At 29.4% G+C, this 12,378-nt stretch carries 11 protein-coding genes and 1 pseudogene; 10 read left to right on the top strand and 2 right to left on the bottom strand.

Annotated features, from left to right (window positions below):
* The first annotated feature begins 105 nt into the window (after window positions 1-105).
* From dnaN to L8V77_RS06475, 6 genes are read left to right on the top strand one after another with little or no spacing between them, the layout of a single operon-like run.
* Window positions 106-1,173 carry a DNA polymerase III subunit beta gene (gene dnaN / locus L8V77_RS06500; RefSeq protein ID WP_039617031.1) on the top strand — a complete coding sequence of 356 codons (1,068 nt, stop codon included), beginning with the start codon at window positions 106-108 and terminating at the stop codon, window positions 1,171-1,173.
* A gap of 9 nt (window positions 1,174-1,182) precedes the next feature.
* Complete coding sequence (gene gyrB / locus L8V77_RS06495) at window positions 1,183-3,501, top strand: DNA topoisomerase (ATP-hydrolyzing) subunit B (RefSeq protein WP_214125670.1); 2,319 nt, start codon at window positions 1,183-1,185, stop codon at window positions 3,499-3,501.
* 8 nt (window positions 3,502-3,509) lie between these two features.
* Complete coding sequence (locus L8V77_RS06490; protein WP_263707226.1) at window positions 3,510-4,502, top strand: adenosine deaminase; 993 nt, start codon at window positions 3,510-3,512, stop codon at window positions 4,500-4,502.
* Window positions 4,503-4,518: 16 nt separating this feature from the next.
* Entirely contained in the window at window positions 4,519-4,905 is a 387-nt protein-coding gene (gene queF / locus L8V77_RS06485; RefSeq protein WP_039617048.1) for a preQ(1) synthase, read from the top strand.
* A 53-nt stretch (window positions 4,906-4,958) separates the two neighbouring features.
* Window positions 4,959-5,600 (top strand): porin family protein, encoded by a 642-nt coding sequence (locus L8V77_RS06480; protein ID WP_263707225.1) that lies wholly within the window; start codon window positions 4,959-4,961, stop codon window positions 5,598-5,600.
* Window positions 5,601-5,609: 9 nt separating this feature from the next.
* Window positions 5,610-5,819: an alkylphosphonate utilization protein gene (locus L8V77_RS06475; RefSeq protein ID WP_039617052.1), complete on the top strand. Its 210-nt coding sequence runs from the start codon at window positions 5,610-5,612 to the stop codon at window positions 5,817-5,819.
* Between the two features lie 13 nt (window positions 5,820-5,832).
* On the opposite strand, the gene thyX is transcribed toward L8V77_RS06475, so the two are convergent.
* Window positions 5,833-6,465 carry an FAD-dependent thymidylate synthase gene (gene thyX / locus L8V77_RS06470; protein ID WP_039617054.1) on the bottom strand — a complete coding sequence of 211 codons (633 nt, stop codon included), beginning with the start codon at window positions 6,463-6,465 and terminating at the stop codon, window positions 5,833-5,835.
* Between the two features lie 100 nt (window positions 6,466-6,565).
* On the opposite strand from thyX, the gene L8V77_RS06465 reads away from it, so the two are divergent.
* From L8V77_RS06465 to L8V77_RS06455, 3 genes are all read left to right on the top strand, one after another.
* Window positions 6,566-8,203, top strand: coding sequence for a CTP synthase (locus tag L8V77_RS06465; protein ID WP_214134867.1), 1,638 nt, complete (start codon window positions 6,566-6,568; stop codon window positions 8,201-8,203).
* Window positions 8,193-9,764 carry a single-stranded-DNA-specific exonuclease RecJ gene (gene recJ, locus L8V77_RS06460; protein ID WP_263707224.1) on the top strand — a complete coding sequence of 524 codons (1,572 nt, stop codon included), beginning with the start codon at window positions 8,193-8,195 and terminating at the stop codon, window positions 9,762-9,764. Before L8V77_RS06465 ends, recJ begins: the two co-directional genes overlap by 11 nt.
* Window positions 9,765-9,832: 68 nt before the next feature.
* Window positions 9,833-10,414: a lytic transglycosylase domain-containing protein gene (locus tag L8V77_RS06455; protein WP_263707223.1), complete on the top strand. Its 582-nt coding sequence runs from the start codon at window positions 9,833-9,835 to the stop codon at window positions 10,412-10,414.
* A gap of 136 nt (window positions 10,415-10,550) precedes the next feature.
* Here the strand turns inward: L8V77_RS06455 and L8V77_RS06450 are convergent, their stop codons facing one another.
* Window positions 10,551-10,919: a hypothetical protein gene (locus L8V77_RS06450; protein WP_263707222.1), complete on the bottom strand. Its 369-nt coding sequence runs from the start codon at window positions 10,917-10,919 to the stop codon at window positions 10,551-10,553.
* On the opposite strand from L8V77_RS06450, the pseudogene L8V77_RS06445 reads away from it, so the two are divergent.
* Window positions 10,891-12,378, top strand: a pseudogene (locus tag L8V77_RS06445) (hypothetical protein); the annotation flags it as partial. The gene L8V77_RS06450 and the pseudogene L8V77_RS06445 sit on opposite strands and share 29 nt — an antisense overlap.

Below are 12,378 nucleotides of genomic sequence, written 5' to 3'. Positions count from 1 at the left end.
TCTACGAGTAAAATTTCTATAAAAAAAGACTTTTAAAAAGCATTTCACATTTTCACATTGCCTATTATTATGATAAAATAAATTTAAAAAATAAAGGAAGTAAAAATGAAAATTAGCATTAACAAAAACACTTTAGAATCTGCCATAGTTTTAACTAATTCTTATGTAGATAAAAAAGACTCAAGCAATATCGCTTCTCACTTACTTTTTGAAGTGGTTGAAGATAAATTAATCATAAGAGCAAGTGATTATGAAATAGGTATTAATTATAAAATCAAAAAAATCAAAGTTGAAAGTGCAGGTTTTGCAACTGCTAATGCTAAAAGTATTTTAGATATTATAAAAAGTTTAAATAATGAAGATGTAGTCTTAGAAACCATAGAAAATTTCCTTTTTATTAGACAAAAAGGAACTAAATATAAACTTCCTATGTTTAATTATGAAGATTTTCCAAATTTCCCAAGCACAGAAGGAAAAGATAAATTTGATATTGATTCAAGTGATTTAAGTAGATCTTTGAAAAAAATCCTACCTGCGGTTGATACAAATAATCCAAAGTATTCTTTAAATGGTGCTTTACTTGATATAAAAACTACTCACATTAGCTTCGTAGGAACAGATACAAAACGCTTAGCAGTTTTCACACTTAATAAAACAAATGAAAAAGAATTTAATCTTTGTATTCCTAAAAAAGCTATTTTAGAAATGCAAAAAATCTTTTTTGAAAAAATTGAAATTTATTATGATGAAAATATATTGATTGCAAAAAATGATAATTTTGAGTTTTTTACAAAACTTATCAATGATAAATTCCCTGATTATGAAAGAGTAATTCCAAAAAATATCACAAAAGAATTTATTTTTAAAACTGAAGAATTTATGGATGCATTAAAAAAAATCAATGTAATTACTGAAAAAATGAAATTAAATTTCCATAAAGATAAACTTGTATTTGAAGGTATTAGTTTAGATAATATGGAAGCAAAAACTGAACTTGAAATGGAACTTAATATAGATGAAGAATTTAATCTTTGTATAAAAAATAAATTCATCACTGACTTTTTAAATTCTATTGAAAGTGAAACATTTAAACTTAGCATAAATGAACCTCATATGGCATTTTTAGTTTCAAGTGAAGAATTACAAACTGTAATTATGCCAGTTATTTTATAAGGAAAATAAATGCAAGAAAATCAAAATTACGGCGCAGGAAATATTAAAGTTTTAAAAGGCTTAGAAGCTGTTAGAAAACGCCCTGGTATGTATATAGGTGATACCAATATAGGCGGTCTTCATCATATGATTTATGAAGTAGTGGATAATTCTATTGATGAAGCTATGGCAGGTTTTTGTGATATGATTAATGTAGAAATTACCACAGAAGGTTCTTGTATAGTAAGTGATAATGGTAGAGGGATCCCTGTGGGAATTCACCCTACTGAAAATATCCCTACTTTAACTGTAGTTTTAACCGTACTTCATGCAGGTGGAAAATTTGATAAAGATACTTATAAAGTTTCAGGTGGTTTACACGGGGTTGGTGTGAGCGTTGTAAATGCTTTATCAAAAAAATTAGTTGCTACAGTACATAGAGATGGAGAAATTTACAGACAAGAATTTTCAGAAGGTAAAGTCACAAGTAATTTTGAAACCATAGGTAAAAGTAAAAAAACAGGGACAATCATAGAATTTTGGCCAGATGATCAAATTTTTGAAGTGACTGATTTTGATTATGAAATTTTAGCTAAAAGATTTCGTGAACTTGCATATTTAAATCCAAAAATTACTATAAATTTTAAAGATAACCGCGTAGGAAAAGCAGAAAGTTTTCATTTTGAAGGTGGTATAAGCCAGTTTGTTACAGATTTAAATAAAAAACAAGCTTTAACTAAGGCAATATTTTTCAATGTAGATGAAGAAGATGTAAATGTTGAAGTAGCATTGCTTTATAATGATAGTTACAGTGAAAATTTACTTTCTTTTGTAAATAATATCAAAACTCCAGATGGTGGAACGCACGAAGCAGGTTTTAGAATGGGCTTAACTCGTGTTATTAGTAATTACATTGAAGCTAATGCTAGTGCTAGAGAGAAAGACTCTAAAATCACAGGTGATGATGTAAGAGAAGGTTTGATAGCAGTAGTAAGTGTTAAAGTACCTGAGCCGCAATTTGAAGGACAAACTAAAGGAAAATTAGGTTCAAGCTATGTTAGACCTATAGTTTCTAAGGCTTCTTTTGAGTATTTGACAAAATACTTTGAAGAAAATCCTATTGAAGCAAAAGCTATCATGAATAAAGCTTTAATGGCAGCTCGTGGTAGAGAAGCAGCTAAAAAAGCTAGAGAGCTAACAAGAAAAAAAGAAAGTTCAAGTGTAGGGACTTTACCAGGAAAATTAGCTGATTGTCAAAGTAAAGATCCAAGTGAAAGTGAAATTTATTTGGTTGAGGGTGATAGTGCGGGAGGTTCTGCAAAACAAGGTAGAGAAAGAACTTTCCAAGCAATTTTACCTTTAAGAGGTAAAATACTCAATGTTGAAAAAGCAAGACTAGATAAAATTTTAAAAAGTGAACAAATTCAAAATATGATCACAGCCTTTGGTTGTGGGATTGGTGATGAGTTTGATATAGAAAAATTAAGATATCATAAAATCATCATCATGACCGATGCTGATGTGGATGGTTCTCACATACAAACTTTACTTTTAACATTTTTCTTCCGCTTTATGAATGATCTTGTAACAAATGGACATATTTATTTAGCTCAACCACCTTTATATCGCTATAAAAAAGGTCAAAAAAAAGAAATTTATCTAAAAGATGAAAAAGCTTTAAATGATTATTTGATTGAAACAGGTATAGAAAGTTCTACTTATGAGGGTATAGGATTAAATGATTTAAAAGATTTTCTAAAAATCGTTGCAGCTTATAGAAGTGTTTTAAAAGAATTAGAAAAAAGATTTAATGTAATTTCAGTGATTAGGTATTTGATAGAAAATCCTGATTTGATAAAAGCTTCTAATGAAGAATTATTTAAAATCATAAAAGAATTTTTAGAAAAACAAAATCACAATATCTTAAATTCATACATCAATGAAAATGAAATTCGTGTTTATGTACAAACTGAAAATGGCTTAGAAGAACTTATCATCAATGATGATTTATTTGCTAATCCTTTATATGAAGAGGCAAATTATATTTATCAAAAAATCAAAGATAGAGATTTAAAATTTGATAAAGATATTTTAGAAATTTTAGATGAAGTTGAAAAAAATGCTAAAAAAGGTGCTTATATACAACGCTATAAAGGTCTTGGTGAGATGAATCCTGAACAACTTTGGGAAACAACTATGGATCCAAGTAATCGTCGTTTGTTAAAGATCACCATAGAAGATGCTCAAAGAGCAAATGATACTTTCAACCTTTTCATGGGAGATGATGTAGAGCCTCGCCGTGAGTACATACAAGCTCATGCTAAAGATGTTAAGCATTTAGATGTTTGATTTTTAAAATGAAAACTTTTTTACAAAATATCCCAAAAGTAGAATTACACTTACACATTGAAGGCTCATTAGAGCCTAAAATGATGTTTGAATTAGCTAAAAGAAATAACATTGTTTTAAAATATAAAAGCGAAGATGAGATAAAAAAAGCTTATGATTTTTCAAATTTACAAGATTTTTTAGATATATATTATCAAGGTGCAAATGTCTTACAAACCAAGCAAGATTTTTATGATTTAACCTTTGCTTATATGAAAAAGTGTAAAGAACAAAATGTAGTTCATACTGAAATTTTCTTTGATCCTCAAACTCATACTACTAGAAATATACCTTTAAAAGATGTTATAGAAGGAATTTGGCAAGCTTTACAAAAAGCAAAAGAAGAATTTGGAATTTCAAGTTTTTTAATCGCTTGTATTTTAAGGCATTTAAGTGAGGATGAGGGTTTAAAAACTTTAGATGAGCTTTGTTTATATAAAGATAAAATCAAAGCCATAGGACTTGATAGTTCTGAAATCAATAATCCTCCTTTTAAATTTAAAAATTTATTTCAAAAAGCTAAAGAAGAAGGTTTTTTGTTAGTTATGCATGCGGGTGAAGAAGGAAGTAGTGAGTATATCAAGCAAGCTTTAGAGCTTGGTGTAAGTAGAATAGATCATGGTGTAAGATGTGAAGAAGATTTAGAGCTTGTAAAACAATTAGCAAAAAGTCAAATTCCACTAACAATGTGTCCTTTATCAAATATAAAATTAAAAGTTTTTCAAAATATGCAAGAACATAATATTTTAAAATTTTTAAAACAAAATCTTTGTGTTTGTGTAAATTCAGATGATCCTGCGTATTTTGGTGGATATATCTTAGAAAATTTTATAGCCTTAGATGAAACTTTTAAGCTTAGTAAAGATGAGGTTAAAAAACTTTGTATTAATGCTGTAAATGCTTCTTTTTTACAAAAAACAGAGAAAGAAAAAATTAAAAATTTAATAAAAGAACAAAATTAATTTATAAGGATAAAAAATGAGATATGGCGAAAAAGAAATTAAAGAATTTAGTGTAGAAAATATGGAAGTTTGGCCAAATGATGCTAAAAATGATTATGTGATTAAAATCACTTTGCCTGAATTTATGTGTTGTTGTCCACGTAGTGGATATCCTGATTTTGCTACTATTTACTTAGAATATATTCCAAATAAATTAGTAGTAGAACTTAAAGCAATCAAACTTTATATCAATACCTTTATGTATAGAAATGTTTCACATGAAGCAAGTATTAATGAAATTTACAATACTTTAAAAGAAAAACTTGATCCAAAATGGATAAAAGTAGTAGGCGATTTTAACCCTCGTGGTAATGTGCATACTGTGATTGAATGCAGATCTGATTTAGTAGTGCCACAAAATTAAATTTTTATTAAAAATAAAAAGATATATTAAGTCTTATTTTAAAGGAGGAAAATATGAAATTAAAATTATTTAGTCTAGTTGCAAGTGTTGCTTTGGTTTCAAATTTAGCTTTAGCAGATGAAAATTCAGGTTTACTTTTAGGTATTGATGCAGGATGGTTTCATACTAAGGTAAAATCTGATCTTGATAATACTAAAAATAACAAAAAATTTAATGGTGATTTAGAAGGTGATATTCCTGTTTTTGGTTTAAGAGTTGGTTATCGTTTTAGTGAAAATCATAGATTTTATGGTGCTTATAATTATTCAAGTGAATTTAGTGATGTAATCAATACACCAAGATTTAAAATTGATGGAGAATTTACCACACATAAGTTTTTACTTGGTTATGATTTTACTCCAAAAATTTTTGAAAAAACAAGAGCAGTTTTAGGTGTATATGGTGGTTATGCAAGAACAGATATGACTTTAAAAACAAGCTTTTTATCTTTATCTCAAGATTTTGATGGTTATACTTATGGAGCAAAAATCGGTGCTTTATATGAGTTAAATCAAGCAAACGAAATTGAGTTTGGTTTTAAAGCTGAACAAAGTCATTATAATACAAGAAATTTTAGTACTGCTAATTCATCAAACTTTTACGATCCTAAACAAACAAATTATGGTTTATATCTAGGATATACTTATAAATTTTAAGGAGAATATATGCCAAAAGATGCAAATGGAACTGAGCTTAATGCAGGTGATAGTGTAAGTGTTGTGAAAGATTTAAAGGTTAAAGGTGCAAGCACTACTTTAAAGCGTGGCACGACTATAAAAAATATTAAACTTACAAACAAAGACACCGAAATTGAAGCTAAAGTAGATAAATTTGGTGTGATTGTTTTAAAAACTGAATTTCTTAAAAAAATATAGTAAAAATTCCCAATCAATCTTGGGAATTTTCTTCTTGATAAACACAATGTTTAAAAATAAATTGATGTTCCTCAGGCAAATTTTCAAATAAAGCATTTGCAAGTTGTCTTATCTCCCAAAGGGCTGATTTTGAGCTTCTTAGAGTAATAAAATTTTGCAAACTTCTTGCATTAATCGTTAAAGTTAATTCTGTTTTATAGCTTTCTGGTAAGCAGTATTTTGCTATGTCTAAACTAATGCTATTTTGCAAAATCAAACGCAAATTTTCTAAAGCTTTAATACTTGCATTATCTACTACTTCATTTCCAGTTAATACCAAGTATCTTTTAGCATTTTCAAAGTCATTTTCTTTAAATTCACTTTCATTTCTTAGTTCTTTTAAAGTATATCTTGTGCTTTTTACACTAGGACTAGTGTGGCGGTGTCTTGCAACTTCTTGTAAGCATGCTCTTGAAATACCTTGTATATAAAAAGTATAGTTTAAATGCTCTAAGGTTGAAGCATGTTTGAATTTATTTCCCACACGATCGATTAATTCTTTATCTTTTTCGCCACCACAATCGCCTTTGTCAAAACTTTGCCAACATGTTCTTGTCGCATGAGAGCATACAGAAAGTGGAGTATGGTTTAATAATGTGATTTTCATCGAAAAATTCCTTCAAAAATAATTGAATTTTACACAAATGTTTATAAAAATAAAATTTTTTATTCGTTATAATTTCAAAAAAAGAAATTAAGGTTATTTTATGAAATTAAAACAAACTAAGTATATTTTTGTAACCGGTGGTGTTTTAAGCTCATTAGGAAAAGGTATAGCAGCGGCTTCTATAGCTACGATTTTGAAAAATTCAGGTTTAAAAGTAAGTATTTTAAAAGCAGATCCTTATATCAATGTAGATCCTGGTACGATGAGTCCTTTAGAGCATGGAGAAGTGTTTGTTACAGATGATGGAGCTGAGACAGATCTAGACTTAGGACATTATGAGAGATTTTTAAATGAGAGCTTATCTCAGGATAATAACTTCACAACAGGTAGAGTTTATCAAAGTGTTATAGAAAAAGAAAGAAGAGGAGATTACTTAGGAAAAACTATACAAGTAATCCCTCATATAGTTGATGAGATAAAAGATCGCATTAAAAAAGCTGGAGTTGATAAAGATATTTTAATCGTTGAAATAGGTGGCACAGTAGGAGATATAGAAGGCTTGCCATTTTTAGAAGCCATTAGAGCTTTAAAACTTGAAGTGGGTAAATATAATGCTATTAATATTCACTTAACTTTAGTGCCATTTATCAAAGCAGCAGGAGAACTTAAAACAAAACCAACTCAACATAGCGTGGGAGAATTACGCCGTATAGGTATAAGCCCTGACATGATCATTTGTAGAAGTGAAAAATCTTTAGATAGAGAGTTAAAAGACAAAATAGCAATTTCATGTGGGGTTGAAAAAAACTGTGTAATAGAAAGTGTGGACGCAGCTAGTATTTATCAAATTCCACTAAATTTCTTAAAACAAGATATTTTAAACTCTATTGCAAGTTTATTAGATCTTCAAAATTTAAAGCCAAATATGAATGAATGGGATTCTTTAGTAAAAAGAGTCATTGCTCCAAGTAATGAACTTAGCATTGCTTTTGTAGGAAAATATGTAGATTTAAAAGAAAGCTATAAAAGCTTAACAGAAGCCATTATCCATGCGGGTGCAGCACTTGATGCAAGAGTAAATTTAAAATGGATTGATAGTGAAAAATTAGAAAATGCAAATGTCGAAGAAAGTTTTAAAGATGTAAGTGGGATTTTAGTAGCAGGTGGTTTTGGTTACCGCGGGGTAGAAGGAAAAATCAAAGCCATACAATATGCAAGAGAAAATAAAATTCCATTTTTAGGAATTTGTTTGGGTATGCAGCTTTCTTTAGTGGAATTTGCACGTAATGTTTTAAAACTTGAAGATGCAAATTCTCATGAGTTTAATCCAAATTGTAAAAATCCTATCATCTTTTTGATTGATGAATTTATTGACGCAAGTGGGGAAAAGCAAATTAGAACAAGTAAAACTCCACTTGGTGGAACTATGCGTCTTGGGGCTTATGAGTGTCATATCAAGCCAAATACACTTTTAAGTAAGGTTTATGATAATCAAAAAAGCGTAAAAGAACGCCACCGCCACCGTTATGAAGCCAATCCAAAATACAAAGAAATGTTTGAGAAAAATGGGCTTATTATAAGTGGGGAAAATGAAGGTTTAGTTGAGGCTGTGGAGCTTAAAGATCATCCATTTTTCTTAGCAGTGCAGTTTCACCCTGAATTTACTTCACGCTTAGTTAGAGTTAATCCGGCTATTTTTTCTTTTATCAAGGCATCTTTAACAAATCATGCTAAATAAAGCTAAAATAAAAGAAATTTTACACCAGCGTTTTATCAATGATACACATGTAAAGCTTTGTGATTTACCTATGCCATCTTGTTTAAAAGATGTCTATAAGGGTGCTTTACGTATTAAAGAAGCGATTGAAAAAAATCAAAAGCTTGCTATTGTTGGAGATTATGATGTAGATGGGGTGATTTCTTGTGTGATTTTATCTGAATTTTTTGATGATATTGGATATGACTATGTGGTAAAAATTCCAAATCGTTTTAAAGATGGATATGGTCTAAATGAAGAAATCATCAATGAACTTAATGGGGTAGATTTAATCATCACTGTAGATAATGGTATAGCAGCTTTTGATGCAGCAGAGCTTTGTTTGCAAAAAGGAATTGATTTAATCATTACCGATCATCATATGCCTCCAGCTACTTTACCAAAAGCTTATGCGATTATTAATCCTAAACAACAAGATTGTGAATTTCCTGATATTGAAATTTGTGGGGCTCAAGTGGCTTGGTATTTAGTTGCTGCTATAAAAGAAGTATGTAAAATTAATTATAATATGTGTAAATTTATAGAGCTTTTATCTATCGCAATTATCGCAGATATGATGGAGCTTAGAGATTTAAATAGAGCCTTAGTCAGAAAAGGCATAGAATGTATTAATGATTCAAAACGAGTTGCATTTAAAGCTATCAAGCAGTATTTTGGTAAGGATAAATTTGAGCTTGATAATATTAGTTTTTTAATTGCACCTTTGATTAATAGTGCAGGAAGAATGGATGATGCGATTATTTCTTATAAATTTTTACATTCTAAAAATATTGATGAGGTTATGGGTTATTTAGAACAAATCATTACTTATAATAATAGCCGTAAAGATGAAGAACGTGAGCTTTTTAAGCAGTGTTTAGAACAAGTTGATGAAAATGATCCTGTGATTATTGTCAATGGCCAAAATTGGCATGAGGGTGTTTTGGGTATAGTTGCAAGTCGTTTGGCAAAACATTTTAATAAACCTGCCTTTGTTTTTTCAGAATGCAAGCAAAAGGCTAAAGCTAGCGTTAGAAGCGTGGGTAGGATAGATATTTTAAATGTTATAGAACAAGCTAAAGAATTTGTTTTAAGCTATGGCGGGCATAAAGGTGCAGCTGGAGTTTTAGTAGAGCTTGAAAAATTTGGTGTTTTTAAAAGTAGACTTTATGAAATTTGTCAAAATATCCCTAAAGATGATTTTTATAATGCTGATGAGATTTTGGGTAGTATTGATCCAAATGAAGTTGATTTTGAGCTTTTAGAGATATTAGAATTTTTTGAGCCTTTTGGGCATAAAAATCCAAGGCCATATTTTAAATTTGATAAGCTTTTTGTAAAAAATAAAAGAAAGCTAGGTAAAGATGAAAATCATATGAAGCTTATTTTAACTCAAGGAAATAAAACTCTAGAAGCTTTATTTTTTAATTTTGACTATGAGCCAGAGCTTGGAGAAAGCATTGATCTTATAGCTAGTGTTTCTAAAAATAATTTTAGAGGATTAATCACCCCGCAACTTACTATAAAAGAAATTCTTAGATAATTCATTAACTTAGCTACATAGTTTTTATTTATAAATTTGCTATAGTATAAGTACTTTAAAGGAGTAAAATGTTAAAAAAAATTTTATTATTAGTAGTATTTTTTAATTTTACTTTTGCTTTTGATACCAAAATTTTTATAGGCGATACTTATATACCTGAAGATTTTTATAAGTACGATAAAGACTTTAAAACTGCAGCTAGAAAGTACAATATACCGACGGCTTTACTCAAAGCCATAGCTTTAACAGAAAATGCAGCTTATAAGCATAATATCACTAGTAAAAATAAAAATCAAACAAGAGATTATGGTTTAATGCAAATTAATAGCATTCATTTAAAACGCTATGGAATTAGTGAGAGTGAGATTACAAAAGCTAGTGTAAATATCGACATAGCAGCGAGATTACTTCATGAGATTATACAAAAACATGGCTTTAGTTGGAATGCTATTGGAAGGTATCATTCAGCAAATGATAAATATAAAAATATTTGGCTTGATAAAGTGATGAAAAATTTAGTTGCTATAGTTTTAAAAGATAGTAAAGATCTTTTTATAATGGAAAAATTCAGAGCTTTTAAACTTGCCTCTCTTTTGATAAATGTGGATAAAAAACGCTACAAAATTATACTAGCATGTGGTAGATATTAATACATTGTTTATTTGTATGCTATGTTTAAACTTTTTATAAACAACTTTAATATATAATTCCAAACTTCAAATCTTATTTTAATTTCCAAAAGGAGTTTTAATGTTAAATTTTATGGGGGGGGGGGATTGAGAATTCTCAATCAAACAATCTTTCTTTTACTAAGAAAACCTTCTTATCTTTAGCAACTATATCTTTTTTAGCAACTTGTGCTAATGCTAGTATAACAACTATAAGTGATAAAGCTTCTAATGGTAGTATTACTATCACTAAAGCTAAAAGCACTACAAACAATAACAACAAACAAGTAAAAAATTCTAAAAGTATTAGTGGTGGTGGCACTTGTAATGGTAGTACAGATTGTACTATAGATAAACCTACTAATAGCGGTGTTACTATAAGTGGTGCAGACGGTGGTACTTTAACTATTACAAGTGATGGTAGTGTTACAAACTCAAGTAAACATGGCGTAGAAATTATGAGTGGTGCTACCAATGTAACTATCAATAATGCTGGTACAATAAAAAGTACAGCTAATGGTAATCATGGTGTAGAAATATGGGGAGCTTCTACTGTAGATAAAATCACTAATACAGGTTTAATTGAAGGCTCTAGTTCTGGTGTTAGTGTAACATCTGCTAGTACCACTTTAAAAAATTTAGAAAACAGCGGAACTATAAAAGGTGGTTCTAATGGCATAAAAGTTGATAATGGAGGTAAATTAGAAACGCTTAATAATACAGGTACCATTATTGGAAATAGTGTTAATAATGGTTGGTATGATGCTGGTATATATGTTTCTAATGGATCAATTGATACTATTAACAATTCTGGATTTATACAAGGAACAACTGGTATATATGCTTATGGAAATATAGGTACACTCATAAATAATGGATATATTAAATCTACTGGAAAGGATTCTTATTCCGGAGGTGTCAAAATAGAACAAGGTGCTACTATTGAATCTATCGTTAATATTGGTACAATTGACGCTGATAGCTACGGACTTAATGTATCTTATGGAAAATTTGGAACAGTAGAAATAAAAGATGGTGGAAAAATAATAGCTGGCAGAGATGGAGTTGTAATTGGACAATATCAAGGTCTCGAATCTCTTAAAATAGATGGGGAAAAATCAGAGGTTTATGGGAAAAATAATGGTTTATCCCTTGGTGTTGCTTCTTATGTTTCTTCAGGTATTACTATCAGTAATGGTGGTAAATTATATGGTGGTGAATATGGCATATATCTTGAAAATGCGGCAAGTATAAATAATTCCATTACCCTAGATGGAGAAAATTCTCTTATCGGCGGTGGTAATATAGGTATTAAAAATAATGGTAATATCAGCAATGGTATATCTTTAAGCAATGGTGCCACCATAGCAGCATTAACTTTTAGTGAAGATGGAAACTCTTACACTTATAACAAAGAAGGTACAGCCATACTTAATGAAGGCACCATCAAAGGAAACATTAACCTTGACAAAGAATCTAAAATCATAGGAGCTATTGATAATAAAAACACCATAGGTGGTAATATATCTTTAGACAATAAATCCTATATCACTTCAATCAATAATGAAAAAACCATACAAGGCTCTATAGACTTGAAAAACAAATCTCATATAGATAGTATTATCAATAGTGGAACTATAGAAAAAGGTATTAAACTAGATGATAGCACTATAACTTCTATCGAAAACACAGAAACAGGTAAAACTAACTTAGACTTAAGTAATAACTCAGTAGTAGATTTAGTTATTAATAATGGTGAAATGGAAATTACTAGAGATGATAGTAGTTTAATTAAAGCCTTTGGTAATAATGGCAATGTTAAAAGTGAGTTTAAAAATGATGGAGTAATGACTGCTGTTAATAATAGTGAAAATGCTATTATGGAGCAAGGTCTAAGCAATAGTGGTGCCATAGATGCACTTAACAACGCAGGAACCATTGCAAGT

Origin of the sequence: Campylobacter sp. IFREMER_LSEM_CL2127, from assembly GCF_025771745.1 — a bacterium.
In the GTDB taxonomy this organism is placed as follows: Bacteria; Campylobacterota; Campylobacteria; order Campylobacterales; family Campylobacteraceae; genus Campylobacter_D.
This window is presented reverse-complemented; position numbering and strand designations above follow the sequence as displayed.

Coding starts and splice junctions, on each gene's coding strand:
- dnaN (WP_039617031.1), top strand. CDS start 106: ATGAAAATTAGCATTAACAAAAACACTTTAGAATCTGCCATAGTTTTA.
- gyrB (WP_214125670.1), top strand. CDS start 1,183: ATGCAAGAAAATCAAAATTACGGCGCAGGAAATATTAAAGTTTTAAAA.
- L8V77_RS06490 (WP_263707226.1), top strand. CDS start 3,510: ATGAAAACTTTTTTACAAAATATCCCAAAAGTAGAATTACACTTACAC.
- queF (WP_039617048.1), top strand. CDS start 4,519: ATGAGATATGGCGAAAAAGAAATTAAAGAATTTAGTGTAGAAAATATG.
- L8V77_RS06480 (WP_263707225.1), top strand. CDS start 4,959: ATGAAATTAAAATTATTTAGTCTAGTTGCAAGTGTTGCTTTGGTTTCA.
- L8V77_RS06475 (WP_039617052.1), top strand. CDS start 5,610: ATGCCAAAAGATGCAAATGGAACTGAGCTTAATGCAGGTGATAGTGTA.
- thyX (WP_039617054.1), bottom strand. CDS start 6,465: ATGAAAATCACATTATTAAACCATACTCCACTTTCTGTATGCTCTCAT.
- L8V77_RS06465 (WP_214134867.1), top strand. CDS start 6,566: ATGAAATTAAAACAAACTAAGTATATTTTTGTAACCGGTGGTGTTTTA.
- recJ (WP_263707224.1), top strand. CDS start 8,193: ATGCTAAATAAAGCTAAAATAAAAGAAATTTTACACCAGCGTTTTATC.
- L8V77_RS06455 (WP_263707223.1), top strand. CDS start 9,833: ATGTTAAAAAAAATTTTATTATTAGTAGTATTTTTTAATTTTACTTTT.